This is a genomic window from Stenotrophomonas sp. CS3K5 (assembly GCF_059515225.1).
In genome coordinates this window covers 173,990-200,244 of sequence record NZ_JCAKRX010000009.1, presented here as the reverse complement: position 1 = coordinate 200,244, position 26,255 = coordinate 173,990, and the positions used below count along the sequence as shown (strand labels likewise).

22 protein-coding genes are annotated in these 26,255 nt (G+C 69.2%); 17 read left to right on the top strand and 5 right to left on the bottom strand.

The window, feature by feature from the left end; translation table 11 throughout:
* Positions 1-75: 75 nt before the first annotated feature.
* From bioB to bioC, 5 genes are read left to right on the top strand one after another with little or no spacing between them, the layout of a single operon-like run.
* Complete coding sequence (bioB, locus tag AC5YGJ_RS14665; RefSeq protein WP_496186951.1) at positions 76-1,161, top strand: biotin synthase BioB; 1,086 nt, start codon at positions 76-78, stop codon at positions 1,159-1,161.
* A 26-nt stretch (positions 1,162-1,187) separates the two neighbouring features.
* Positions 1,188-2,411 (top strand): 8-amino-7-oxononanoate synthase, encoded by a 1,224-nt coding sequence (bioF, locus tag AC5YGJ_RS14660; RefSeq protein WP_496186950.1) that lies wholly within the window; start codon positions 1,188-1,190, stop codon positions 2,409-2,411.
* A gap of 18 nt (positions 2,412-2,429) precedes the next feature.
* The gene (gene bioH / locus AC5YGJ_RS14655; protein WP_249842552.1) at positions 2,430-3,209 is read left to right on the top strand and encodes a pimeloyl-ACP methyl ester esterase BioH; all 780 of its coding nucleotides are present in this window, start codon (positions 2,430-2,432) and stop codon (positions 3,207-3,209) included.
* 29 nt (positions 3,210-3,238) lie between these two features.
* Positions 3,239-4,018 (top strand): SDR family oxidoreductase, encoded by a 780-nt coding sequence (locus tag AC5YGJ_RS14650; protein WP_496186949.1) that lies wholly within the window; start codon positions 3,239-3,241, stop codon positions 4,016-4,018.
* A 12-nt stretch (positions 4,019-4,030) separates the two neighbouring features.
* Positions 4,031-4,915, top strand: a complete 885-nt coding sequence (gene bioC, locus AC5YGJ_RS14645; RefSeq protein WP_107232504.1) for a malonyl-ACP O-methyltransferase BioC — start codon at positions 4,031-4,033, stop codon at positions 4,913-4,915.
* A 155-nt stretch (positions 4,916-5,070) separates the two neighbouring features.
* On the opposite strand, the gene AC5YGJ_RS14640 is transcribed toward bioC, so the two are convergent.
* Both AC5YGJ_RS14640 and AC5YGJ_RS14635 read right to left on the bottom strand, forming a co-directional pair.
* Positions 5,071-5,715, bottom strand: a complete 645-nt coding sequence (locus AC5YGJ_RS14640) for a YdcF family protein (protein WP_181358704.1) — start codon at positions 5,713-5,715, stop codon at positions 5,071-5,073.
* On the bottom strand, positions 5,700-6,662 hold the full coding sequence (locus tag AC5YGJ_RS14635; RefSeq protein ID WP_496186948.1) for a pyridoxal-phosphate dependent enzyme: 963 nt from the start codon (positions 6,660-6,662) through the stop codon (positions 5,700-5,702). Before AC5YGJ_RS14635 ends, AC5YGJ_RS14640 begins: the two co-directional genes overlap by 16 nt.
* Positions 6,663-6,821: 159 nt before the next feature.
* Between AC5YGJ_RS14635 and AC5YGJ_RS14630 the strand changes: the two genes are divergently transcribed.
* A complete protein-coding gene (locus AC5YGJ_RS14630; protein WP_249842549.1) occupies positions 6,822-7,295 on the top strand; it encodes a hypothetical protein in 474 nt (157 codons plus the stop codon).
* 490 nt (positions 7,296-7,785) lie between these two features.
* Positions 7,786-9,675 (top strand): tRNA uridine-5-carboxymethylaminomethyl(34) synthesis enzyme MnmG, encoded by a 1,890-nt coding sequence (gene mnmG / locus AC5YGJ_RS14625; RefSeq protein ID WP_496186947.1) that lies wholly within the window; start codon positions 7,786-7,788, stop codon positions 9,673-9,675.
* 81 nt (positions 9,676-9,756) lie between these two features.
* Here the strand turns inward: mnmG and smeC are convergent, their stop codons facing one another.
* Genes smeC through smeA form a run of 3 tightly spaced genes read right to left on the bottom strand, consistent with a single transcriptional unit; the run spans position 9,757 to position 15,527 of the window.
* The gene (smeC, locus tag AC5YGJ_RS14620) at positions 9,757-11,172 is read right to left on the bottom strand and encodes a multidrug efflux transporter outer membrane subunit SmeC (protein WP_496186946.1); all 1,416 of its coding nucleotides are present in this window, start codon (positions 11,170-11,172) and stop codon (positions 9,757-9,759) included.
* Positions 11,169-14,318, bottom strand: a complete 3,150-nt coding sequence (gene smeB / locus AC5YGJ_RS14615; RefSeq protein WP_496186945.1) for a multidrug efflux RND transporter permease subunit SmeB — start codon at positions 14,316-14,318, stop codon at positions 11,169-11,171. The genes smeC and smeB overlap by 4 nt, the downstream gene beginning before the upstream one ends.
* A gap of 12 nt (positions 14,319-14,330) precedes the next feature.
* Positions 14,331-15,527, bottom strand: a complete 1,197-nt coding sequence (smeA, locus tag AC5YGJ_RS14610; protein ID WP_496186944.1) for a multidrug efflux RND transporter periplasmic adaptor subunit SmeA — start codon at positions 15,525-15,527, stop codon at positions 14,331-14,333.
* A 128-nt stretch (positions 15,528-15,655) separates the two neighbouring features.
* Here smeA and baeS point away from each other — a divergent pair, with 128 nt between their 5' ends.
* From baeS to AC5YGJ_RS14560, 10 genes are all read left to right on the top strand, one after another.
* Complete coding sequence (gene baeS / locus AC5YGJ_RS14605; protein ID WP_496186943.1) at positions 15,656-17,047, top strand: sensor histidine kinase efflux regulator BaeS; 1,392 nt, start codon at positions 15,656-15,658, stop codon at positions 17,045-17,047.
* Positions 17,044-17,733 (top strand): response regulator, encoded by a 690-nt coding sequence (locus AC5YGJ_RS14600; protein ID WP_249842543.1) that lies wholly within the window; start codon positions 17,044-17,046, stop codon positions 17,731-17,733. The genes baeS and AC5YGJ_RS14600 overlap by 4 nt, the downstream gene beginning before the upstream one ends.
* Positions 17,734-17,884: 151 nt before the next feature.
* A complete protein-coding gene (locus AC5YGJ_RS14595; RefSeq protein ID WP_496186942.1) occupies positions 17,885-18,706 on the top strand; it encodes a nucleotidyltransferase domain-containing protein in 822 nt (273 codons plus the stop codon).
* A 149-nt stretch (positions 18,707-18,855) separates the two neighbouring features.
* Positions 18,856-19,386 (top strand): gamma carbonic anhydrase family protein, encoded by a 531-nt coding sequence (locus AC5YGJ_RS14590; RefSeq protein WP_496186941.1) that lies wholly within the window; start codon positions 18,856-18,858, stop codon positions 19,384-19,386.
* Positions 19,387-19,509: 123 nt separating this feature from the next.
* Entirely contained in the window at positions 19,510-20,199 is a 690-nt protein-coding gene (locus AC5YGJ_RS14585; protein WP_249842540.1) for an RDD family protein, read from the top strand.
* The gene (locus AC5YGJ_RS14580) at positions 20,196-21,188 is read left to right on the top strand and encodes a stage II sporulation protein M (RefSeq protein WP_496186940.1); all 993 of its coding nucleotides are present in this window, start codon (positions 20,196-20,198) and stop codon (positions 21,186-21,188) included. The genes AC5YGJ_RS14585 and AC5YGJ_RS14580 overlap by 4 nt, the downstream gene beginning before the upstream one ends.
* Positions 21,178-22,794: a DUF4129 domain-containing protein gene (locus AC5YGJ_RS14575; protein WP_496186939.1), complete on the top strand. Its 1,617-nt coding sequence runs from the start codon at positions 21,178-21,180 to the stop codon at positions 22,792-22,794. The genes AC5YGJ_RS14580 and AC5YGJ_RS14575 overlap by 11 nt, the downstream gene beginning before the upstream one ends.
* Complete coding sequence (locus AC5YGJ_RS14570; RefSeq protein WP_496186938.1) at positions 22,791-23,975, top strand: DUF4350 domain-containing protein; 1,185 nt, start codon at positions 22,791-22,793, stop codon at positions 23,973-23,975. The genes AC5YGJ_RS14575 and AC5YGJ_RS14570 overlap by 4 nt, the downstream gene beginning before the upstream one ends.
* On the top strand, positions 23,972-24,958 hold the full coding sequence (locus tag AC5YGJ_RS14565; protein ID WP_496186937.1) for an AAA family ATPase: 987 nt from the start codon (positions 23,972-23,974) through the stop codon (positions 24,956-24,958). The genes AC5YGJ_RS14570 and AC5YGJ_RS14565 overlap by 4 nt, the downstream gene beginning before the upstream one ends.
* Positions 24,955-26,253: a DUF58 domain-containing protein gene (locus tag AC5YGJ_RS14560; protein WP_496186936.1), complete on the top strand. Its 1,299-nt coding sequence runs from the start codon at positions 24,955-24,957 to the stop codon at positions 26,251-26,253. Before AC5YGJ_RS14565 ends, AC5YGJ_RS14560 begins: the two co-directional genes overlap by 4 nt.
* Positions 26,254-26,255: the final 2 nt, after the last annotated feature.

The following is a 26,255-nucleotide window of genomic DNA, read 5'->3' as shown; positions in this document are numbered from 1 at the left end:
TAACGTCTCGGTTGACAGCAAACCCTCCGCCACCCACACTGCCGCCCTCGCTCCACTCGTACTCAAGGTCCCGCCATGGCTGCTGCCATCCGCCACGACTGGCAACACGACGAACTGCAGTCGCTGTTCGAGCTGCCGTTCCCCGAGCTGCTGTTCCGCGCCGCAGCGGTCCACCGCGAGCACTTCGACCCGGCCCAGGTGCAGGTCTCCACGCTGCTGTCGGTGAAAACCGGCGGCTGCCCGGAAGACTGCGCGTACTGCCCGCAGGCGCAGCGCTACAGCACCGGGGTGAACGCGCAGAAGCTGATGGAGACCGACGCAGTGCTGGCCAAGGCGCGCCAGGCCAAGGCCGCCGGCGCCTCGCGCTTCTGCATGGGCGCCGCATGGCGTTCGCCCAAGGACCGCGACATCCCGAAGGTGGCGGCAATGATCGCCGGGGTGAAGGCGCTGGGCCTGGAAACCTGCGCCACGCTGGGCATGCTCAGCGGCGAACAGGCGCGCGCCCTGAAGGACGCCGGGCTGGACTACTACAACCACAATCTGGATACGGCGCCGGACTACTACGATTCGATCATCCACACGCGCCAGTACCAGGACCGCCTGGATACGCTGGAACACGTGCGCGATGCCGGCCTGAAGACCTGCTGCGGCGGCATCGTCGGCATGGGCGAAACGCGCGCGCAGCGCGTTGGGCTGCTGCTGGCGCTGGCCACGCTGCCGGCACATCCGGATTCGGCGCCGATCAACAAGCTGGTGCAGGTGGCAGGCACGCCGCTGCATGGCAGTGCCGAGCTGGATCCATTCGAGTTCGTGCGCATGATCGCCGTTGCGCGCATCGCCATGCCGCGCGCGATGGTGCGGTTGTCGGCCGGTCGCGAGGCCATGAGCGACGAGCTGCAGGCGCTGTGCTTCCTGGCCGGGGCCAATTCGATCTTCTACGGCGACAGGCTGCTGACCACCGGCAACCCGGAAAGCGAGCGCGACCTGGCCCTGTTCGCCCGGCTTGGGCTGCAGCCGATGGCGGTGCAGGTCGATGCCGAAGGGCATGACCACGGCGGCACCGTGCATGCCGATATCAGTGCCGATGCGCCCGGCTGGCGGCTGCGCTCACGCGGCCTGAGACGCGGCACAGGCAGGCGCGGCAGCAACGCGCTACCCTAGCCGCCCCGTCGCCGCATTCAGCCGCCATGGCCCGCCCGGACCTGACCGCCCGCCTCCACGCCCAACGCGCCCTGCGCGATGCCCAAGGCCGACGCCGCACGCGGCGCACGGTCAGCCGCCGTGATGGCGTCCGCCTGGAAGTGGACGGCCAGTGGCTGACCGGCTTCTGCAGCAACGACTATCTGGGCCTGGCCCAGCAGTTCAGCGTGGTCAACGCACTGCAGGATGCCGCCGCGCGCGAAGGCGCCGGTGCCGGTGCCTCGCACCTGGTCTGCGGCCACCACGCGATGCACGACGCGCTGGAGCGCGAAGTGGCCGAGTGGCTGGGCTACCCGCGTGCGTTGCTGTTCGGCAGTGGCTTCGCCGCCAACCTGGCGGTGCAGCAGGCGCTGCTGAGCGAAGAGAACGACGTGTGCGTGCAGGACAAGCTCAACCACGCCAGCCTGCTCGATGCGACGCGGCTGGCCGGTGCACGCCTGCGCCGCTATCCGCACCTGGATGCGGAAGGGGCGATGCGCCAGCTCAAGCATGCGCCGGAGGGCGCGGCGATGCTGGCCACCGACGGTGTTTTCAGCATGGACGGTGACATCGCGCCGTTGCGTGCGCTGTCGCTGGTGGCACGCCTGCAGCAGGCGTTGTTCTATGTGGACGATGCGCACGGTGTGGGCGTGGTCGGCGACGGCCGTGGCGCGGTGGCCGCCGCCGGGCTGGGCGTGGACGACGTTCCGCTGCAGCTGGTGACGCTGGGCAAGGCGCTGGGCGGTTCCGGCGCGCTGGTGCTGGGCCGCGACGACCTGATCGAACATCTGGCCGAGACCGCTCGCCCCTACGTCTACACCACCGCCTTGCCACCGGCGATGGCCGCCGCTGCACTGGAAGCGGTGCGCCTGGCGCGCCGGGACAACTGGCGGCGTTCCAAGCTGGCCGACCTGATCGCCCTGTTCCGCGGTGAAGCGCGCCGCCACGGGCTGGATCTGATGGCGTCGGAAACGCCGATCCAGCCGCTGCTGTGCGGCGATGACCACACCGCCGTGACGATGTCCCGCGCACTGGAACAGGCCGGCTGGCTGGTCGGTGCGATCCGGCCGCCGACCGTGCCGGAAGGCAAGGCACGGCTGCGCGTCACCCTGTCCGCGCTGCACACGCCGGAGCAGGTGCGCGGCCTGGTCGAAGCCATCGCCAGCGCGCGCGACCGCGTGGCCCTGTCCGTGCGCGAAGCCGCGCCGCCACCACTGCCCGCCTTTGCCTGAGTCTGCTGTCGTTCCCCCATGCATATCGAAGTGACCGGCCAGGGGCCGGACCTGGTACTGATCCACGGCTGGGCCCTGCAGGGCGGCGTGTTCGCGCCGCTGGTGGAGCGCCTGGCGGATCAGTTCACCCTGCATCGTGTCGACCTGCCCGGTCACGGCCACAGCCGCGAAGACACCACGCCGCTGCGCTTGCCGTTCGTGGTCAACGCCATTGCTGCGGCCACGCCGCCGGCGGTGTGGTGCGGCTGGTCGCTGGGTGGCCTGTTCGCGCTGCACGCCGCGGCGACGCTGCCCAAGGTGCGCGGGCTGGCGATGATCGCCGCCACGCCGCGATTCGTGCGCGGCGAGGACTGGCCGCATGCGGTGGAACCGGCGGTGTTCGAGCAGTTCGGGCGCGAGCTGGCCACTGACTTCGGCGGCACCCTGGAACGCTTCCTGGCGCTGGATGTGATGGGCTCGGCGCATGCCCGCGAGGAGCTGCGCACCCTGCGCCAGCGCCTGGTCGAACGCGGCGCGCCGACCGAACGCGCCTTGCTGGAAGGCCTGCGCCTGCTGGAAGGCACCGATCTGCGCGGCGCGCTGCCCTCGCTGGGCAAGCCCAGCCTGTGGATCGCCGGCCAGCGTGACCGCCTGGTGTCGCCGGCGGCGATGCAGGCCGCTGCGGCGCTTACCCCGGGCGCGCAGGCGCGGACCATCGCCCACGGCGGCCACGCGCCCTTCCTCGGCCATGCCGACGAGGTGGCCGCCGCCCTGCAACACTTCGTTGCCGGCCTGTCACCGGCCGATGGCGGACAATGAGCGCCTTCCGAATTCGGCAGGACTGACGCATGGATCTGGGTATCACTGGCCGCTGGGCACTGGTCTGCGGCGCCAGCAAGGGGCTCGGCCTGGGCTGCGCGCGTGCACTGGTGCGCGAGGGCGTGAACGTGGTGATCGTCGCCCGGGGCGACGCCGCGCTGCAGGCAGCGGCCGCTGGACTGCGTGCGCTGCCCGGTGCGGGCGAGGTGCGCGCGGTCGCCGCCGACGTCACCACTGAAGCCGGGCGCGCCACCGCACTGGCTGCGTGCCCGCAGGTGGACATCCTGGTCAACAACGCCGGTGGCCCGCCGCCGGGTGACTTCCGCACCTTCGAGCGCGACGACTGGATCGCTGCGCTGGACGCCAACATGCTGGCGCCGATCGCCCTGATCCGTGCCACCGTGGACGCGATGATCGAGCGCGGCTTCGGCCGCATCGTCAACATCACCTCCTCGGCGGTGAAGGCCCCGATCGATATCCTGGCGCTGTCCAACGGCGCGCGCAGCGGCCTGACCGGCTTCGTCGCCGGCCTGTCGCGGCGCACCGTGGTCCACAACGTCACCATCAACAACCTGTTGCCCGGCCAGTTCGACACCGACCGCCTGCGCGCCAACTTCGCCCACAGCGCGGGCAAGGGCGGCGACGCGGGTGAAGTGGCCGAGCGCCGCCGCCAGCAGATTCCCGCCGGCCGCTTCGGCACGCCGGACGAATTCGGCGCCGCCTGCGCCTTCCTGTGCAGCGCGCAGGCCGGCTACCTCACCGGGCAGAACCTGCTGATCGACGGCGGCGCCTACCCTGGTACGTTCTGAGAGACTTTCGCAATGCCGTCCCACTTCGATGCACGCCATGTCCGCCGCGCGTTCTCGCGTGCCGCCACCCGCTACGACGCCGCTGCGGCGCTGCAGCGCGAGGTGCAGTCGCGGTTGATCGAATCGCTGGACTACCTGGAGGCACGCAAGCCGGAGGTGGTGCTGGACATCGGCGCCGGCACCGGTCACGCCAGTGCGCTGATGAAGAAGCGCTGGCCGAAGGCGCAGGTGATCGCCCTGGACATGGCGCTGCCGATGCTGGACCAGGCCAAGCGCCAGGCCGGCTGGTGGAAGCCGTTCCAGCGCCTGTGCGGTGACGCCACTGCGCTGCCGCTGGCCGACAACAGCGTGGACGTGATCTTCAGCAACCTGTGCCTGCAATGGGTGGACGACCTGCCGGCCGTTTTCGCCGGCTTCCGCCGTGTGCTCAAGCCCGGTGGCCTGCTGCTGTGCTCGACCTTCGGCCCGGAAACGCTGGTCGAACTCAATGAGGCCTTCGCCGCTGCCGATGACCGCCCGCACGTGAGCCGATTCGCGCAGATCGCGCAGTTTGGCGACGCGCTGATGATGGCCGGTTTCCGCGACCCGGTGCTGGACCGAGACCTGTTCACCCTGACCTACGACGACCTGCCTTCGCTGATGCGCGAGCTGCGCGCGATGGGCGCGACCAACGCCCGCGTGGACCGCCGCCATACCCTGACCGGGCGCGGTCGTTTTGCCGCCGCCGCGGCGGCGTACGAGCCGATGCGTCGCGCCGACGGCAAGCTGCCGAGCAGCTGGGAAGTGATCTACGCCCACGCCTGGGCGCCGGACCCTGGCGCGCCGATCCGCGAAGGAGGCCATGACGTGGCCTCGGTGCCGGTGTCGGCGATTCCGATCCGGCGCAAGCAGACCTGACGGCCTGGTAGTGCCGGCCGCTGGCCGGCAACCTCACGTTTCCATGGTGGGCATCTGCCGGCCAGCGGCCGGCACTACCGCATGCCACGCCGAACGCGAATCGCTCTGGTAGATGCCGACCTTGGTCGGCACCCAGCTCAGCCAGGCTCCGGCCCTCAGGTATTGGCCGGTGAGCTCAGCGGCGGGCGCACCAGATCGCGGTGGAAGAAGTAGATCTCCTGCACCAGGAAGCGCCAGCTGGTGTGGAAACTGCGGAAGCGCGTGCTCGGCGTGGACGAGGCCAGCGCATCGATGCCCAGCGCCTTGCTCAGGCGCAGCGCGCGCGCCATGTGCAACGGGTCGCTGACGATGATCACCCGGCGCAGATGGCGCTGGTCCATCAGCCGCTTGGCCTCGACCAGGTTCTGTACCGTGTTGCGCGAGGCGGTCTCGATCAGGATCGCGTCGTCCGGCACGCCATGCTTGAGCGCGTAACGCCTTGCCACCTGCGACTCGGAGAAGCGCGCACCGGTGCCGCCATAGCCACCGGTGAAGATCAGCAGCGGCGCGTAGCGGGCGTCATACAGATCCAGGCCATGGCGGATGCGCTCCTCGAACACCGGTGACGGCTTGGCGTCATAGGCGGCGGCACCCAGCACGATGATGGCGTCGGCCTTGGCCGCCTGGTCACGCTCACCGATCCAGACGATCCAGGCGGTCACGCCCAGCAGCCAGATCACCAGCACCACGAACAGCCGCCAGATCCAGCCCAGCAGGCCGGTACGCCGCCGCTGCCGGTCGCGACTCATGGCGCGCCCCAGCGCAGTGCCGGCAGGTCGACATTGCCGCCGGACAACACCAGCCCCACGCGCAGCCCCGCAAAGCGCTGCGGCTGCGCCAGTACCGCCGCCAGCACGGTGGCCGAAGACGGCTCCACCACCTGCTTGAGGACCTCCCACAGCAGGCGCATCGCGGCCATCGTGGCCGCGTCATCGACCACGATCACCTCGGCACCGGCAGCGCGCAGCAACGCGAAGTTGGGCGCACCGATCAGCGTGCGCAGGCCGTCGCAGATCGTGTCCGGAGTGAATGCGCCCTGGCGTTCGCCGGCGGCCAGCGAGCGCGCCGTGTCATCGGCACCGGCCGGCTCGGCCAGCACCAGCCGGGTCTGCGGGCTGGCATGCTGCAGCGCAAGGGCGGTGCCGCTGGCCAGCCCCCCGCCGCCCACCGGAACCACCAGTACGTCGAACGGACCGTCGCTGTGCAGCAGTTCCAATGCGGCGGTGCCCTGCCCGGCCATGACCGCCGGGTCGGTATAGGGATGGACCAGAGTTGCGCCGGTATCGGCCTGCACCTTGGCACAGGTGGCCTCGCGGTCGGCGATGGTCGGCGGGCAATGCCAGAGCGTGGCGCCGTGGCGGGCGATGTTGGCCAGCTTGGCCGCGACCGCGCCTTCCGGCACCACCACATGGCAGGGAATGCCCCGGGTCCGGGCGGCCAGCGCGAGGGCGGCGCCGTGGTTGCCGGAAGAATGGGTGACCACGCCGGCGCTGGCGCGATCAGCATCCAGCGACCACACCGCGTTGCAGGCACCACGGAACTTGAACGCGCCGCCGCGTTGGAGATGCTCGGCCTTGAACGCCAGCTGCGCGCCCGTCAGCGCATCGAGCGTGCGCGAACGCAGCACCGGGGTCACGCTGGCATGCGGGGCGATCCTCGCAGCAGCAAGCAGGACGTCTTCGACTCGGGGCCACAGTGAATCGCTCATGACGCAAGATTAACGTATGGCTCCACGCTGGCGACCCCGGCACAGGTCATGCCAGCATGGATGCCTTCGCCTCCATTCATCCTGGCCGGTGGAATTAAGGGCCGATTCAATGCCCGCGCATGAAGCTGGCCTCACACCCGTCCTCTGGGGGGACCCACGATGAAAACGCGCCTGTTGCTTGCCGGTGGCCTGTTGCTGGCCCTGACCGGCTGCACCACCTACGACTACGTCGGCGGCGGACGCAGTGGCAGCTACTACCACGGCGCGCCGTCGGTGGAGTACCGCTACCCGGCCGGCTATCCGTACAACTACGGCCCCTATTACGGAGGCTACGGCGGCTATTACGGCGGCTACGGCTATCCGTACTACTCGCGCCCGGTCTACCGCCCGCCGCACAACCACCGGCCGCCGCCGCGTCCGCCGGGCAACGGGGGCGAGCATCGGCCGCCGCCGCGCCCGAACAATGGCGGTTCGCCCTGGCGCAACATGGACTCGATGCGTCGCCCGCCGCAGGCGGACATGCCCCGACCGGCGCCGCCGGCACGCCCGGCGCCAGCACCGAGCGCGCCGAGGATGAACGGTTCCCCCTGGCGCAACATGGATCGTGGGACGCAGCGCACACTTGAGCGCTGAACCGTCTTGCATTTCACACGGTCCAAGCCGCAATCTACGGGGACAGTGACGGCCCGCGTCACAAAGTGACAAAAACGACATGGGCCGTCGCAAACAGCTCTACGTCGATATCCGACAGGAACATCTGGATCCCCCCTGTTCCGGCCCTGTCGGATGTCGGCACCTCTGATGGCAGACGGCCCCGCATTGCGGGGCCGTTTGTTTTGTGTGCCCGGCACGCCCGCAAAAAAACAGGGCCGGACAGTCCCCCGACTGCCGGCCCTCTGCTCCCCCACCGTGCGCCTGTACCGGCCCCTGTTCCAATTCCGGTCACGGGCGCCTGCGGCGCCAGCCACGGTGGGTGCTATTGGGTTATCCGCAAAAAACCTGCCAACTTTAGTGTTGATTTCGTCGCCGGCCCGATGGCGCCGACGACGCCACCCCGATTGGCGCTAAAATCGCCACCCCGGCGCCGCCCCCGGTCGCGCCCGCCCCCAGCTGAACAGCCTCCATGAACCCGTCCTTCCATCGTTACGACGTCATCGTCATCGGCGGTGGCCACGCCGGCACCGAAGCCGCGCTGGCCGCAGCCCGCACCGGCGTGCGCACCCTGCTGCTGACCCACAACATCGAAACGGTGGGCGCGATGAGCTGCAACCCGGCCATCGGCGGCATCGGCAAGGGCCATCTGGTGAAGGAGATCGATGCCCTGGGCGGGGCCATGGCCCACGCCGCCGACCGTGCCGGCATCCAGTGGCGCACCCTGAACGCCTCCAAGGGCCCGGCCGTGCGCGCCACCCGCTGCCAGGCCGACCGCAACCTGTATCGCATGGCGATCCGCGCCATCGTGGAAGGCCAGGCCAACCTGACCGTGTTCCAGGCCGCCGTGGATGACCTGGTCATCGAAGGCGACGCCGTGCGCGGGGTCATCACCCAGACCGGCCTGCGCTTTGACGCCGAGGCGGTGGTGCTGACCGCCGGCACCTTCCTGGCCGGCAAGATCCACGTCGGCCCGACCCAGTACGCCGCCGGCCGCATGGGCGATCCGCCGGCCACCACGCTGGCCGCGCGCCTGCGCGAGCGCCCGTTCCAGGTCGACCGCCTGAAGACCGGCACGCCGCCGCGCATCGATGGCCGCTCGCTGGACTACAGCGTGATGGACGAGCAGCCCGGCGACACGCCGCGGCCGGTGATGTCCTTCCTCGGTTCGGTGGACGAGCATCCGCAGCAGGTCAGCTGCTGGATCACCCACACCACCGAACAGACCCACCAGATCATCCGCGACGCGCTGCACCGCTCGCCGCTGTACAGCGGCCAGATCGAAGGCATCGGTCCTCGCTATTGCCCGTCCATCGAAGACAAGGTGGTGCGCTTCGCCGAGAAGGCCAGCCACCAGATCTTCGTCGAACCCGAAGGCCTGGGCATCGTCGAGATCTACCCCAACGGCATCTCCACCTCGCTGCCGTTCGACGTGCAGCTGGAGATGGTGCGCAGCATCGTCGGTTTCCAGAACGCGCACATCACCCGCCCCGGCTATGCGATCGAGTACGACTTCTTCGACCCGCGCGGACTGAAGGCCTCGCTGGAGACCAAACTGGTCAACGGCCTGTTCTTCGCCGGCCAGATCAACGGCACCACAGGTTATGAGGAAGCCGCCGCGCAGGGCCTGCTGGCCGGCCTCAACGCCGCACGCCAGGTGCGCGGGCTGGATGGTTGGTGCCCGCGTCGCGACGAGGCGTACCTGGGCGTGCTGGTGGATGACCTGATCACCCACGGCACCAACGAGCCGTACCGCATGTTCACCAGTCGCGCCGAGTACCGCCTGCAGCTGCGCGAGGACAATGCCGACCAGCGACTGACCCCGACCGGCCGCGAAATGGGCCTGGTCGACGACCGCCGCTGGAGCGCGTTCGAAACCAAGCAGGCCGCCATCGCCGCCGAGCGTGCGCGGCTGGGCGCGCTGTGGGCGACCCCGGCCAATGCGCTGGGCCGTGAAGTGCAGGAAACGCTGGGCGTGGCAGTCAGCCGCGAAACCAACGTGCTGGACCTGATCAAGCGTCCCGAGCTGGACTACGCGCAGCTGATGCAGGTGCCGTCGCTGGGCCCGGCGGTGGCCGACGGCAAGGTGGCCGAACAGGTGGAGATCGGCGTGAAGTACGCCGGCTACCTGGACCGCCAGCGCGAAGAGATCGAGCGCCAGCAGCGGCATGAAGCCACGCCGATTGCCGAGGCGTTCGACTATGCGACGGTGCGCGGGTTGTCGGCCGAAGCGCTGCAGAAGCTCGAGCGCGTGCGCCCGCAGACCATCGGCCAGGCACAGCGCATTCCGGGCATGACCCCGGCGGCGATCTCGCTGCTGCTGGTGCACCTGGAACGCGCGCGACGCGGGCGCGTGGCGTAAGCGGTCGAACCTGCTTCTGGTGGGTGCCGACCAAGACCGGCACCCACCGGAGCGGAAGACGCACCCACATTGGCGAACGCGCTACCGTGCGTCGGCGCCGCCGCCCAGTACCTTGAACAACGTCACCCGGTTGCCCGCCTCCTGCTGCTGCAACGCGATCAGGTCCTGCTGCGCGGCATACAGGTTGCGCTGTGCGTCCAGCGACTGCAGGTAGCCGTCCAGCCCGGTGCGGTAACGCGCATCGGCCAGCGTGTAGCTGCGCTGGCTGGCAGCCACCAGCGCGCGTTGCGCGTCCATCTGCGCGGTCAGGTGATCGCGCGTGGCCAGCGCATCGGCCACTTCACTGAACGCCTGTTGGATCGCCTTCTGGTACTGCGCGATGCCGATGTCCCTGCCGATCTTCGAGGCATCCAGCGAGGCCTTCAGTGCGCCGGCATGGAAGATCGGCGCGGTGATGCTGGGCGCGAACGACCAGCCACGGGTACCAGCCGAGAACAGCGTCGACAACGCGGCAGAGCTGTGGCCGTAGTTGGCGGTCAGGGCCAGCGTGGGGAAGAACGCCGCGCGTGCGGCACCGATATCGGCATTGGCCGCCTGCAGCGCGTGTTCGGCGGACAACACGTCCGGGCGTTGCAGCAGCACGCTAGAGGGCAGGTTGGCCGGCAACGGCGCCAGTGCCACGCTGCCCTCCAGCGCCTGCGCGGTCGGCAGCAGGGCCGGATCCAGCGGCGACCCCACCAACAGCTGCAATGCATCGCGATCCTGAGCCTGCTGCGTCTGCAGCTTGGCGAGCGCGCCGCGCGCGGCTTCCACGCTGGTCTGCACCTGCGACAGGTCCAGTCCCGAGGCCAGCCCCTGCGCATGACGGGCTTCGGTGCGCTGCAGGGTCTGCTGCTGGCTGTCCAGCGTCTGTTGCGTCAATGCCAGCGACTGCCCATCGGCGGCCAGCGTCAGCCATGCCGTGGCCACTTCCGCCACCAGACTGGTGCGCGCCGCACGCTGGTTCTCGGCACTGGCCTGCCAGTTCTGCAGGGCTTCGTTCTTCAGGCTGCGGATGCGCCCGAACAGGTCCAGCTCCCAGCTGCTGATGCCGACCTGCACCGCGTCGGACTCGGTCACCTGGGTGGCCCCGGTCTCACTGTTGGCATCACTGACCCGCGAACGGGTGACGCTGCCGCTGGCATCCACCGATGGCAGCAGCGCTGCGCGCTGGATGCGGTACTGCGCGCGCTCCTTCTGCACCTGCAGCACCGCCACACGCAGGTCGCGGTTGTTCTGCAGCGCCAGCGCAATCACCTGCTGCAGGCGCGGTTCGAGGAACACCTCGCGCCATGCCGGCATCGCCAACGCCGGGTCGGCCTCGCCGGTGGCGGCATTGCCGAACTGCACCGGCACCGGGGCCTCGGGCCGCTGGTAATGCGGGGCCATGCTCACGCAGCCACCGAGCACGGTGGTCATCGTTGCGGCCGCCAGGGCGCGCAGCAGCATCGGCTTCATGGGCTTGCCGCCGCGGCAGTGGCTTCGGCCGGCGCGCGGCCCGGGAACAGGCGGCGCACCAGCAGGTAGAACAACGGCACGAAGAACATGCCCAGAACCATCGAGGCGACCGTACCGCCGGCCACGCCGGTGCCCAGCGAACGACGTGCGGCCGAGCCGGCGCCGCTGGCGAACACCAGCGGCAGCACGCCCATCAGGAACGCCAGCGAAGTCATCACGATCGGCCGCAGCCGCAGGTAGACCGCCTGCAGGATCGCCTCGCGGGTGCTCCTGCCCTGCTGTTCGAGGATGCGCGCGAACTCGACGATCAGGATGCCGTTCTTGGCCGCCAGGCCAATCGTGGTCAGCAGGCCGACCTGGAAGTACACATCGTTGCTGAGGCCGCGCAGGTTCATCATCAGCACCGCGCCGAACACGCCCACCGGCACCGCCAGCATCACCGCGAACGGCACCGCCCAGCTTTCATACAGCGCGGCCAGGCACAGGAACACGAACAGCAGCGAGATGGCGTACAGCATCGGCGCCTGGTTGCCCGACAGCTGTTCCTGGTAGGCCATGTCCGACCAGGCGTGGCTGAAGCCTTCCGGCAATGTGTCGGCCAGGCGCGCGATCTCGGCCATCGCCTCACCGGAGCTGACGCCCGGCGCCGGCTGGCCGGTGATCTCCATCGCCGAGATGCCGTTGTAGCGCTGCAGTGCGGCCGGTGCGCTGGTCCAGTGCGCGCTGACCAGCGATGACAGCGGCACCATCTGCCCGGCCTGGTTGCGCACGCTCCAGCGCTCGATGTCCTGCGGCTGCATGCGCGCTTCGGCGGTGCCCTGGATGAACACCTTCTTGATGCGGCCCTTGTAGATGAAGTTGTTGACGAAGTCGCCGCCCAGCGCGGCATTCAGGGTGTCATTGATGTCCTGCGGGTTCACGCCCATCGCCTGTGCCTTGGCGTCGTCCACCTTCACCGCGTATACCGGCGCGTCTTCCAGGCTGGCATAGCGCACGTTGACCAGCTTCGGATCCCTGGCGGCTTCCTTCAGCAACGTATTGCGCGCAGCCACGGCGGCCGCATGGCCGGCACCGCCTTCGTCCTGCAGTTCCAGGGTGAAGCCGCCGGCATCACCGAGGCCAAGGATGGCCGGCGGCGAGGTGATGAACACCTGCGCATCGGGCACGCCGGCCATCGCCTGCGTCAGCCGTGCCGCGATGGTATCGGCATCGTCCTTGCGGTCATCCCAGTCCTTCAGGCGGATGAAGGCCTGGCCGACGTTCTGGCCGCTGCCGGTCACGCTGAAGCCGGCGGTGGCCTGGATCGACAGCACGCTGTCATCCTTCACCGCCGCTGCGCTGAGGCGGTCCATCACCGCACGGGTCTGTTCGAGCGTGGCGCCGGCCGGCAGCTTCACCAGCGCGTTGAGCATGCCCTGGTCTTCATCAGGCAGGAACGCGCCCGGCAGGTGCCACAGCAGCAGGCCGGTGACCACACTCAGCACCAGGTAGAACAGCACGCCCAGCGTGCGCCGGCCAAGGAAACCATCCACCCGACGACGCAGCCCGTTCGAGGTGCGCTCGAAACGGTGGTTGAACCAGATGAAGAACTTGCCCAGCAGGCTCGGTTCGCCGCCGTGGTCGCCGTGCGGATGCCCGCCCTTGGGAATCGGGTGCAGGATGCTGCCGCACAGCGCCGGGGTGATGGTCATCGCCACCAGCACCGACAGGATCATCGCTGCAGCAATGGTCACCGAGAACTGGCGGTAGATCACCCCGGTGACACCGCTGAAGAACGCCATCGGCAGGAACACCGCGGTCAGCACCAGCACGATGCCGACCAGCGCACCGGTGATCTGGCCCATCGCCTTCAGCGTGGCCGGCTTCGGCGCCAGCCCTTCGACGGTCATCACCCGTTCCACGTTCTCCACCACCACGATGGCATCGTCCACCAGCAGGCCGATGGCCAGTACCAGCGCGAACATGGTCAGCGTGTTGATCGAATAGCCGAACGCGGCCAGCACGCCGAACGTGCCCAGCAGCACCACCGGCACCGCGATGGTCGGGATCAGGGTGGCGCGCCAGTTCTGCAGGAACAGGTACATCACCAGCACCACCAGGATGATCGCCTCGATCAGGGTGATCACCACTTCCTTCAGCGAAATGGTCACGAACGGAGTGGTGGTGAACGCCACGTGGGCGGTGTAGCCATGCGGCCAGTACTTCTGCAGCTGCTGGAGCCGTGCATCGATGGCCTTGGACACGGCGATGGCGTTGGCACCGGCATTGAGTTCGATGCCCAGCGACGCCGACGGCTTGCCGTTGAAGGTGCTGATGCTGTCGTAGCTCTCCGGACCCAGGCCGATCGTCGCCACATCGCCCAGATGCACCACGCTGCCGTTGGCATCGGCCTTGAGCACCACCTGCGCGAACTGCTCAGGGGTGTGCAAGCGGCTGCGCGCGGTCACCGTGGCGTCGAGCTGCTGGCCCTTCAGCGCCGGCTGGCCGCCGAGTTCACCGGCGGAGACATCGGTGTTCTGCGCCTGCAGCGCGCTCTCGATGTCCGAGGGCATCAAGGCGTACTGGCGCATCTTCTCCGGGTCCAGCCAGATGCGCATGGCGTATTCCTGGCCGATCGGCTGGATGTTACCGACACCACTGACGCGGCTGATCTGGTCGTCGATGCGCGCTTCCATGAAGTTGGCAACGTCGAAGTTGTCCATGCTGCCGTCTTCGCTGGTGAACGACAGCACCTCGAAGATCGAACCACTGGACTTGGTGATGGTCAGGCCGTTCTGCTGCACCGCCTGCGGCAGCGTGGCCATGGCGGCCTGCAGCTGGTTCTGCACCTGCACCTGCGCCGTATCCGGATTGGTACCGGTGGCGAACACCAGGTTGACCTGCGCCGAGCCGTCGGAGGCACTGGTGGAGGTCATGTACATCAGGTGATCGAGACTCTGCTGCGACTGCTCGATGACCTGGGTGACCGCGTTTTCCACGGTCTGCGATGAAGCGCCGGTGTAGGTGGCGCGGATGGTGATGGTCGGTGGCGCGATCTGCGGATAGCGGTCCACCGGCAGGATCAGGATCGCAAGCAGGCCGAGCAGGCTGACCGCGATGGCGATCACCCAGGCGAAGATCGGCCGGTCGATGAAGAAACGAACCATGCGTGGCAGGCCTCAGTGCGACGTTTCGTCGGTGTTGCCGGTCGGGTCGATCGCCGGCATCGCTGCCAGCTGCGCCGTCGTGGCCGCCACCGCCTTGACCTGCTGGCCCAGCGATACCGCACTGCCGTTGCTGACGATCACCCGTTCGCCGGCCTTGAGGCCGTCGGTGATCTGCCACTGGTTGCCGACTACCTGGCCGGTACTGACCCGGCGCTCGACCACGTGGTCCCTGGCATCGAGCAGGCGCAGCAGCGGCTCGCCGCGCTCGTTGCGCAGCACCGCTTTCTGCGGTACCAGCAGCGCGCGCGCGTCGGTGGCCATCGGCAGCACCGCCTTCAGGTACATGCCCGGCAGAAGCAGGCCCTCCGGGTTCGGAATGACCGCGCGCAGCACGACGTTGCCGGTGCCCGGGTCGACCGCGCTGCCGACGAACTCCAGGGTGCCTTCATGCGCATAGGTGCTGCCGTCCTCCAGCAGCACCTTCACCTGCGCCTTGCCATCGATGGCCTTCACCAGGCCGGCGTCGAGCTGCTTGCGCAGCGCCAGCATCTGCGTACTGGACTGGGTGACATCCAGGTACACCGGGTCCAGCCGCTGGATGGTGGCCAGCGCGGCGTCCTGGCCGGCGGCGACCAGCGCACCAGCGGTCACGCTGGAGGTGCCGATGCGACCGTCGATGGGGGCGGTCACGCGGGTGTAGTCGAGGTTGATGCGCGCGGCCTGCACTGCCGCGCGCGCTGCAATCACGTTGGCTTGTGCCTGCTTCAATGCCGAGGTGGCATCGTCGGCATCCTGCTTGCTGGCTGCATCCATGCCCAGCAGCGCGCGGGTGCGCTCGGCCTTCGGCTGCGCCGACAGCACGGTGGCCTCGGCCTGCGCCAGCTGGCCACGGGCGGTATCGAACGCTGCCTGGTAGGGCGCCGGATCGACCTGGTACAGCAGCTGCCCCGCCTTGACCTGCTGGCCTTCGGTGAACAGCCGCTGGCGGATCAGACCACCGATCTGCGGGCGCACCTCGGAGATCTCGAACGGCACCGCCCTGCCCGGCAGCGTCTGCTGCAACGCCAGCGGTTGCGCACTGGCCGTGATGACGCCGACCTCGGGCGTGGCCGGGGCGTCGGTCCTGCCTGCCGAGCAGGCCGCCAGGGCCAGCAGCAGGGGCAACAGCAGTGGACGGGACGTACGGAAAAGCGGGCGCAGGAGTGGCATGGGGGGCGTGGGGGCCTTGCGTTGACCCCGGCACGCTGCCGTGAAACTGTGCAGAGAATATGGAGATTGTGCGACCGGCTCAGCTGGCGCTTGCTTTCAGCGCTACATGCGCCGCTAATGGCCCGGCAATGGCGAAGATTCGACTCACATTCGGCCTGACCGCGAAGACCTTCCTCGCGATCTTCACCGCCTGCCTGCTGGTGCTGGCAGTGAACGGCATTGCCAGCCGCGTGGCATTCCAGACCGGCTTCCTGGATTACCTCAACGACCAGGGCGACCTGCGCATGCAGCGCCTGATGCCGCACCTGCAGCGCGAGTTCCGCGAGCACAGCGGCTGGGAGCATCTGCGCGGCAATGCCGATCGCTGGGCACGCATGTTGCGGCCGGATCTGGCCCATGGCCACGAAGGCCCGGTGCCCCCGCTGTCCGACCAGACCGGCGTGCCCTCGCGGCTGGGCCTGTTCGATGCGCAGCACCGCTGGGTGGCCGGCAACCCGGACGCCACCAGCGATGACGAGCCGCATGCGGTGCAGGTGGATGGGCAGACCGTGGGCTGGCTGGGCATGGTGCCGTTCCAGACCGTCATCGCCACCAACGATCTGAATTTCTACAACACCCAGGTGCGCGCCTGGTGGGTGATCGGCATTTCACTGCTGCTGGTGACCGTGCTGCTGGCCTGGCTGGTCTCGCGCGCGCTGCGGCAGCGCCTGGCCAAACTGGCTGCGGCCACGCACCGTCTGGCCGCCGGCGATTACGCCACCCGCATCGAGCGCACCAGCGATGATGAACTGGATGCGCTGGTGAACGACTTCAACCGGATGGCGCAGGCGCTGGACGATACCGAACGCAACCGCCGCGCCTTCATCGCCGATATCTCGCACGAACTGCGCACACCGCTGGCGGTGGTGCGCGCCGAGCTGGAGGCGATCGAAGATGGCATCCGCCCGCTGGACCGCACCAACCTCGGCGCCCTGCAGGGTGAGATCCGCCAGCTGGGCAAGCTGGTCGACGATCTGCATGACCTGTCGATGACCCAGTCCGGCGGCCTGGCCTACCGCTTCGCGCCGCTGGACCTGGGCGCACTGCTGCGCAGCGAGCTCAATGGCATGCGTGTGCGCTTCGCCCATGCAGGTCTGGCACTGGACGAAGACCTGCCCGCCACGCCGTTGCAAGTGTCCGGTGACGAACGGCGCCTGCAGCAGGTACTGGCCAACCTGCTGGAAAATGCGCTGCGCTACACCCACACCGGTGGCCACGTACACGTGCAGGCTGCGCGCGTGCCGGCCGGCGTGCAGCTGATCGTGGAAGACACCGCGCCGGGCGTGCCGGCCGACAAGTGCGCACTGCTGTTCGAGCGCTTCTACCGGGTGGAGAGCTCGCGCAACCGCGCCAGCGGCGGCAGTGGGCTGGGCCTGGCGATCAGCCACAACATCATCCTCGCCCACCACGGCCACATCCACGCCGAACCGTCGCCACTGGGTGGCCTGCGCGTGGTCATCATCCTGCCGGAGCCTGCATGAGCACGTCCCCCGCCGACGCCGCGAAGATCCTGATTGTCGAGGACGAGCCGCGCCTGGCCTCGGTGCTGCGCGACTACCTGGCCGCCGCCGGTATGGCCAGCCACTGGGTGGACGACGGCGGCCAGGTGATCGAGGCGTTTGCGCGCTACCAGCCGGACCTGGTGCTGATGGACCTGATGCTGCCGCAGCGCGATGGCGTGGACCTGTGCCGCGAACTGCGCGCCAGCAGCGATGTACCGGTGATCATGGTGACCGCGCGGGTGGAGGAGATCGATCGCCTGCTGGGCCTGGAGATCGGCGCCGACGACTACATCTGCAAGCCGTTCAGCCCGCGCGAGGTGGTGGCGCGGGTGGTGGCGGTGCTGCGCCGCTACCGTCCCGATCCGGCCACGCGTGCCAGGGCCGGCCTGTGCATCGATGAGCCGGCCGCGCGCGCCACCTGGAACGGCAAGGGGCTGGACCTGACCCCGGTGGAGTACCGCCTGCTGCGCACCCTGCTGGCCACGCCGGGCCGGATCTGGGCGCGCGATGAACTGCTCGACCGCTTGTACCTGGACCATCGGGTGGTAGTCGACCGCACCGTCGACAGCCACGTGCGCAACCTGCGCCGCAAGCTGGCCGACGCCGGCATGGACGAAGATCCGATCCGTTCGGTGTATGGAATGGGGTACAGCTACGAGCCGTGATCGCGTTCGCCGGGCACGGCCCGGCGCCACCCCGCCAGGCCTCGCCGGCGAATGTCGCCCCCCTGCGCCGGTAACGCCGGGCCATGCCCGGCGGGCGCAGCGATGCACACCTGCGTTACAGTCGAGCACGCTCGACTACCAACACGACTGCATGGACGACATCCACCCGATCGCGCCGGACAAGCGCGCCGCCATCCTTTCCACCCTGGCCGAGATCGAACGGCGCCACGACGTGCGCGTGCTGCTGGCCTGCGAATCGGGCAGCCGCGGCTGGGGCTTTTCCTCGCCGGACAGCGACTACGACGCGCGCTTCATCTACGTGCATCGCCAGCCGTGGTATCTCAGCGTCAACGAAAGCACTGGTCCCGGCGAAGCGCAGCGCGATGTGATCGAACTGCCGATCGACGATGAGCTCGACGTCAGCGGCTGGGACCTGCGCAAGGCACTGCGGCTGGTCTCAAAATCCAATCCGACACTGATCGAATGGCTGCGTTCGCCGATCATCTACCAGCAGGATCACGCTGCGGTGTCGCAGTTGTGGGAAGCGGCCCAACGCTTCTATTCGCCCCTGGGCAGCTGGTGGCACTACATGAGCATGGCCAGGACCACGCACAGCCGCCACCTGGGTGAGCCCGCCATCAGCACCAAGAAGTACCTGTATGTGCTGCGCGCCCTGCTTGCCTGCCAGTGGATCGAGAGCGAGCCCACGCCGCCGCCGATGGCCTTCGAGGATCTACTGGACCGGTTGCTGCCGGACGGCCCGGTGCGCGACGCCATCGACGCATTGCTGGTGGTCAAGCGCGCCAGCGCCGAGGTCACCGCCCGCCCGCGCATCGCACTCCTCAGCGAGTACATCGACCATGCGATGGCCGCCCGCGCCGCGCAAGCCCCGCAGCTTCCGGCCGGCCAGGGCGACAGCGCCTGGCTGGACGCGCTGTTCCGGCAGATACTGGCCGAGCACGCGCCAACCTGAGCGGCCGCACCTGCTTCTGGTAGTGCCGGCCGCTGGCCGGCAATCGCGGAAATCCAGTCGGGCTCATGGGGTTGCCGGCCAGCGGCCGGCACTACCGATGCTTCTGCCGCGTATCATCGTCGCGAACGACCTGATTTCCGGAGACACCGATGAACCCGCTGCGCCCCTTCCGCGACAAGATGCCCGTCCTCGGCGAGCGCGTGTACATCGATCCGGCCTGCACCGTCATCGGTGACGTGGAACTGGGCGACGACGTATCGGTGTGGCCGGGCACGGTCATCCGCGGTGACGTCAACTACGTGCGCATCGGCGCGCGCACCAACGTGCAGGACGGCACCATCATCCATGTCAGCCACCACAGCCCGTACAACAAGGCCGGCTACCCGACCCTGATCGGCGAAGGCGTGACCGTCGGCCATGGTTGCATCATCCACGCCTGCACCATCGGTGATTACAGCCTGATCGGCATGGGCGCCTGCATCCTCGACGGTGCCCGGGTGGAACGCCATGCGTTCGTGGGTGCCGGTGCGGTGGTCGGCCCGGGCAAGGTGGTCGGCGAAGGCGAGCTGTGGGTCGGCAACCCGGCACGTCCGGCACGCACGCTCAGCGACAAGGAGATCGAATCGCTGCACTACTCGGCCGACCACTACGTGCGGCTGAAGGACCAGTACCTGGCCTGAGCGGGCAACAGCGCCACGCGGCTCTGCTAAAGTCTGGGCCCGACCAGGACCTGTCGAGACGCCCATGCCCGTGGCTGCCTGCCGGAGAGGACTCCCGCACCCACACCCCAGGCCACGCTGCTGATGGCCGCCCCGATGCTCGACACCTACCGCGAGGTGGTGACGCCGGAGGGTGTACCGCTGCAGCTGCCGGCCGCCGGCCCGGTGCCGCGGGCGATGGCCTGGCTGGTCGACCTCGGCATACGCTTCGCCGTGCTGGTGGTGATGTCGTTTCCGCTCGCGCTGCTGGACGAGTTCGGCTCCGGGCTCTACCTGGCGCTGATGTTCCTGGTCTATTGGCTCTACCCGATCATCTGCGAGGCGCTGTGGGGCCGCACCCTGGGCAAGCGCGCACTGGGCCTGCGCGTGCTCGCCCGCGATGGCGCGCCGGTGGGCTGGATGGCGGCGATCACCCGTAACCTTCTGCGCACCGTGGACATGCTGCCGTTCGGCTATGCACTGGGCCTGGTCAGCAGCCTGTTCGACGCGCATGGCCGGCGCCTCGGCGACCTGGTGGCCGGCACCGTGGTGGTGCACGCGCCGGCGCTGTACCTGCCGCCACCCCCGACCATCGACAGCGTGCTGGTACCGCCGCAGCCGCTGCGGCCGGAGGAACAGGCCGCGGTGCTGGCCTTCGCCGAGCGCGCGCCGCGGCTGTCGCCGGCACGCCAGCAGGAGCTGGCCGGCATTGCCGAACCCCTCACCGGTACCCACGGCCAGGTGGGCGTGCTGCGCCTGTATGCAATGGCCAACTGGCTGTTGGGGCGGCGATGAAGCAGGAGCAGTTCGTCGCCCGTTACCAGCAGGAATGGCAGGACCTGGAGCAATGGCTGCGGCTGCGCGCAGGTGTGTCGCGCCGCCGGCGCCGCCAGGCCAGTGAACTGGCCCTGGACGATACCGCCTTCCCGCAACGTTACCGGCGCCTGTGCCAACAGTTGGCCCTGGCCCGCGAGCGTGGCTACAGCCCGCAGCTGGTACAGCGCCTGCAGCAGCTGATGCAGCACGGGCACAGCGCGCTGTACCGCACGCCGCCCACTCGCTGGCGTGCGGCACTGGAATTCCTGGTCGGCGGCTTCCCGCAGCTGGTGCGCAGCCAGGCGCGCAGCATGGGCGTGGCACTGGCGATGTTCGCGCTGCCGACCGTGGCCTGCTTCGTGCTGGTGCAGCTCTACCCGGACCTGATCCATCAGCTGATGGACAACCGCCAGATCGCCGAGATGGAGCGCATGTACGACCCGGCCGCCGAGCGCCTGGGCCGCGACAGCGGCACCGACTGGATGATGTTCGGCCACTACATCATGAACAACACCAGCATCGCCCTGCGCACCTTTGCCAGCGGCCTGCTGGCCGGGCTGGGCACGCTGCTGGTGCTGCTGTTCAACGGCGTGATCTTCGGTTCGGTGGCCGGTCACCTGCAGCACATCGGCCACGGCGACCCGTTCTGGCGCTTCGTGGTTGGCCACGCTGCCTTCGAACTCACCGCCATCGTGATTGCCGGTGGCGCCGGCCTGCAGCTGGGCATGAAGCTGCTGGCGCCGGGCCGGCGCAGCCGCCTGGACGCGCTGGTCGAAGGCGGACGCATCGGCGCGCGGCTGTGCCTGGGCGTGGCCTTCATGCTGCTGGTGGCGGCGTTCATCGAGGCGTTCTGGTCGTCGATTGCCGAAGTACCGGCATGGGGCAAGTTCAGCGTGGCCGGCGTGTTGTGGGCCGGCGTGCTGCTCTGGCTGTGGCGTGGCGGGCGCGGAGGCGGCGATGCGGATTGACCGCCTGGACGTGGTGCTGCGTGCACGCAGCGGCTGGGAGGCGATGGAGCTGGGCAGCGCCCTGGCCCGCCGCCATGCCCGCGCGGTATGGGGCAGCTGGCTGCTGGCCAGTGCACCGCTGTTCGTGATCTTCAATGCAGTGGGTTGGTGGCTGGATGCCTTCGGCTGGGCGTGGCTGGCCATGTGGTGGTGCAAGCCGCTGTTCGAGCGCGCGCCTCTGTACGTGCTGTCGCGCGGCATCTTCGGCGAACCGGTGACGGCGGTGGGCGCCCTGCGCGCGCAACACAGCTGGGGCCACAGCGGATTCTGGGGTTACCTCGGCTGGCGCCGCTTCAGTGTGCTGCGCAGCCTGTGCCTGCCGGTGAACCTGCTGGAAGGCAATGCGCCGAACCAGCGTGGCCCCCGCCGCCGCGCGGTGGCCGCCGGTGCGGCCGGTGCCGCGACGGCGCTGACGGTGCTGTGCATGGTGTTCGAAGCGGTGTTGGTTTCCGGCGCGATCGGCGCGGTGTTCATGTTCATGCCGCTGGAGCTGATGTCCGAATCCTGGCGCGCGGCGTGGGACATGATCGGCAAGGACACGCCGGCCTGGGCACGCTTCGGTTTCAACCTGGTGTGCTGGCTGGCCTCGGTGCTGATCGGCCCGTTCTTCGTCGGTGCCGGCTTCGGCCTGTATCTGAACCGGCGCACGCAGATGGAAGCCTGGGACGTGGAGATCGCGCTGCGCCGCCTGCGTGGGCGCCTGCTGCCGGTCGCCCCGACGCTGGCCCTGCTGCTGTGCCTGGCACTGCCACTGGCGGTCGGGCCGGTGCACGCGCAGAACGCAGCGCAGAGCGCAGAAGAGGCCAGCGAGACGGGCCTGGACGAGACGCCGGACGAGGAAGCCGCCACGGCCGACAATGACCCGGCCAACGCCCCGGCGACCATCTTTGGCACCGCACCGGTGGATACCGCAGGGTTCCGCCAGGCGGTGAGCCGCGCCTATGAAGATCCACTGCAGCGCCCGACGCGCCAGGTCACACACTGGAAACCGATCGAGCAGGCCGAGGAAAAGAAAAAGGACGACAAGGCGCTGCAGCGCGACAGCCGCAACACCGGTGAGCGCAAGGCCCGCAGCAGCGGCATCGCCTGGCTGGCGCGCCTGGCCGAGTGGGGCCTGTGGGGTCTGCTGGGCGTGCTGTTGCTGGTGCTGCTGCTGAGCGCCCGGGTGTGGCTGCCGTGGCTGCGTGGCAGTGGCCGGCGCAAGGTCGTTGCCGCGCCAGAAGTGGTGGAAGATCACCTGGAACTGCCGGCCGTGCTGCCACCGGATGTGGCCACCCAGGCCGGCCTGCTGTGGGACCAGGGGCGGCCGCGGCAGGCGTTGGCCCTGTTGTACCGCGCCAGCGTGCGTACCGTGGGTGAGCGCAGCGGCATCGCCCTGCCCCCCGGCGCCACCGAAGCGCAGTGCCTGCGCGCATCGCGGCGCATGCCCGAGGCTGCCGACCGTGACCTGTTCGCGCGCATCGTGCGCATGTGGCAGTACGCCGCCTATGGTGGCCGCCTGCCCAACCGCAGCGACTTCGACGCGCTGGCCGCAACGCTGCGCCAGCAGTACCGGTGGCAGGCATGAGCCCGCGCCTGTTCTGGTCGTTGTTGCTGGGTGTGCTGGTGCTGCTTGGCGTGCCGTTGACCATCCTCTACCTGCGCACGCATGAGCGCGTGACCGAGACCATCACGCTGCCCGCGCAGGGCGAGGCCGCCTACAACCCGCTGTATGTGCTCGGCCAGGCGCTGCGCGCCGACGGTATCGAGGTGCATGCACGGCCCCGGCTGGAGCTGCAGCAGATGGCACTGGGCCGGCACGACACGGTGGTGCTGCTGCAGGACAGCAGCGAACTGCCCGCACCGGTGGCGCGTGCGCTGTTGGCCTGGGCCGGGCGAGGAGGTCATCTGCTGGTGCGCACCCCACCGCCGGCCGAAGATGACGCCGGCAGCACGCAGGGCCCCTTGCTGGACCAGCTGGGCGTGGACAGCCTGTTCCAGCGCAGCCAGTGCCAGCCGTTTCATGTGCAGGATGATCCCGGCCACGTGGAATTCTGCACGGGCAGGCGCTTCACCCTGGGCTTTGCCGCCAGCGCGCAGGCCGAGCGTCGCTGGGGCAGCGATCACGACCTGGTGTTCGCACGCCTGCGCCATGGCCAGGGCCGGGTGAGCGTACTGGCCGACATGGCATTCATGCGCGGCGAGGTGGATTCGCCTGCTGCGCGCCTGGCGGCCGCCGCCGGCAACGCCAGCGACGGACTGCACGATCGTGCGCACCGCGACCTGACCCGTTACCTGCTTGATCCGAACTACGGCAAAGGCAGCGTCTGGCTGGTCTACGCCAGCCGCCCGCCGTCACTGTGGGCTCGCGTGTTCTACCAGGGCTGGCCGCTGTGGGTACCGCTGCTGCTGGCCATCCTGGGCTGGCTGTGGGGCCGCTCGCAACGCTTCGGCAGCCTGTTGCCATCGCCGGTGCTGGAGCGCCGCTCGCTGCTGGAACACGTGCGCGCCAGCGGTGAACTGCTGCTGCGTTTCGGCCAGGGTGCGCGCCTGTACGACGCCGTGCACGCCTTGTTCCTGCATCGCCTGCGCCTGCGCGCACCGGTCGCCGCCGCACTGGAGGGCGCACCGCGCGAACAGGCCATCGCCGAACTGTTGGCCTGGCCGCGCAGCCGCGTTGCCAGCGCACTGACCCCGCCACCACCGCATGATTCCTCCGCCCTGCGCGAGCGCATCCGCTTGCTGCTCCAGATGAGATCCCTGCTATGACCGAAGTTCCCGAACTGCCGGCAGCGGCCCACGCCCGCCTGATCGAGCGCGTCGATGCCATCCGCCAGGCCGTCGGCCATGCCTTCATCGGCCAGGCCGACGTGCTGGACCAGATCCTGGTGGCCCTGCTGGCCGGTGGCCATGTGCTGATCGAGGGTGTGCCCGGGCTGGGCAAGACCCTGCTGGTGCGGGCATTGGCCCAGGCGCTGGAGCTGGACTACGGCCGCGTCCAGTTCACCCCGGACCTGATGCCCAGCGACGTCAGCGGCCACGCCGTGTACGACCCGAAGAGCGAGAGCTTCAAGATCCGCCGCGGGCCGGTGTTCACCCATCTGCTGCTGGCCGACGAGATCAACCGCGCACCGGCCAAGACCCAGTCGGCACTGCTGGAAGTGATGCAGGAAGGCCAGGTGACCATCGAAGGCAAGGCCTTCACCCTGGCACCGCCGTTCATGGCGCTGGCCACGCAGAATCCGCTTGAGCAGGAAGGCACCTACCCGCTGCCGGAAGCACAGCTGGATCGCTTCCTGTTGAAGGTGCTGATCGACTACCCGCAGCTGGAGGACGAAAGGCGCATGGTGGCCGCGATCACTCGTGGCCGCGCCGCCAGCGATTTCGATCTGAGCCAGGTGCCGCGCGTGCTCGGAGCCGGCGAGCTGCTGGAACTGCAGCGTGCCACCGCGGCGATCAGCATCGATGACGAAGTGATCGACTACGCAGTGCGGATTGTCGCCGCCACCCGGCAGTGGCCGGGCATCGCGGTGGGCGCTGGCCCGCGCGGCAGCATCGCGCTGGTGCGCGCATCGCGGGCGCAGGCCGTGCTGGCCGGTCGTGACTTCGTCACCCCGGACGACGTACGCGACATCGCACGCCCGGCGCTGCGCCACCGTATCGCGCTGGCACCGGAACTGCAGATCGAAGGGCAGGATGCCGACGACGTGCTGGGCGCGCTGCTGGCCAAGGTGGAAGCACCGCGCCGATGAGGCCGGCCCCGCTGCTGCTGGCGCTGTTGCTGGGCTGGGCTGCACTGGGCGGCCTGGTCGTGGGCGGATGGCTGCCGTCCTGGAGCTGGGTACTGGCGGCGCTGGTGGTGGCCACGCTGGCGGTGCTGGACTTGTGGCGGCAATGGCGGCGCCCATCGCCGCAGGTGCAGCGCGAACTGCCCGAGGCGCTGGCGCTGGGCGTTCGCCGTGAGGCCGCGCTGCGCCTGCAGGCAGCGCAGGCGATGACCGTGCAGGTGTTCGACCTGGTGCCGGGCGGCTGGCCGCTGGAATCGCTGCCGCAGCGCGTGCGGTTGCAGGCCGGCACCGCCTCCACCCTGCATTACCACCTGCAGCCGCTGCAGCGTGGGCACTTCCGCTTCGAAGGCGTGCACGTGCGCATGCGCTCGCCATGTCGCCTGTGGTGGCAGCAGCGCACCCTGCCACCGGCGCTGGACGTGCGCGTGTACCCAAACTTCGTGCCGCTCACCCGCTTTGCGTTGTTCAGTGCCGACCAGGCCTCGCGGCTGGTCGGTGCGCACGTGAAGCGTCGCCGTGGTGAAGGCACCGACTTCCATCAGATGCGCGAGTACCGGGTGGGCGACAGCCTGCGCCAGCTCGACTGGAAGGCCACCGCGCGGGCGCGCAAGCTGATCTCGCGCGAGTACCAGGACGAAAAGAACCAGCAGCTGCTGCTGATGCTCGACAGCGGGCGGCGCATGCTGGCCAGCGAAGGTGGACTGTCCCACTTCGACCATGCGTTGAACGCCTCGCTGGTGGTGGCGTACCTGGCGCTGCGCCAGGGTGATGCGGCCGGCCTGTTCGCCGCCGGCGGCGAGCGCCGCTGGGTGGCGCCGCAGCGTGGCATGGGCACGGTCGAGCACCTGCTGCGTGCCAGCTACGACCTGCAGCCGCGCGCGGTGGCCACCGATTACCTGGCCGCCGCCACCGAGGTGTCGCTGCGCCAGCGCCGGCGCGCACTGGTGATGCTGGTCAGCAACGTGCGCGACGAAGACATCGAGGATCTGCTGGCGGCGGTGCGCCTGCTGCAGAAACGCCACCTGGTGTGCGTGGCCAGCCTGCGTGAGCGCGAGCTGGACGGCGCGATGGAGGGTGGGGTGCAGACGCTGGAGGACGTAGCCCAGGCCGGTGCCGCCGCGTTGTACCTGCAACAGCGCGCGAAGGCGCACGAGGCGCTGCGCAGCGAGAAGGTGATGGTGCTGGACGTGACCGCCGACGCCCTGCCCGGTGCGCTGGTGGAGCGCTACCTGGCGGTGAAGCGCGAAGGGTTGCTGTAGTC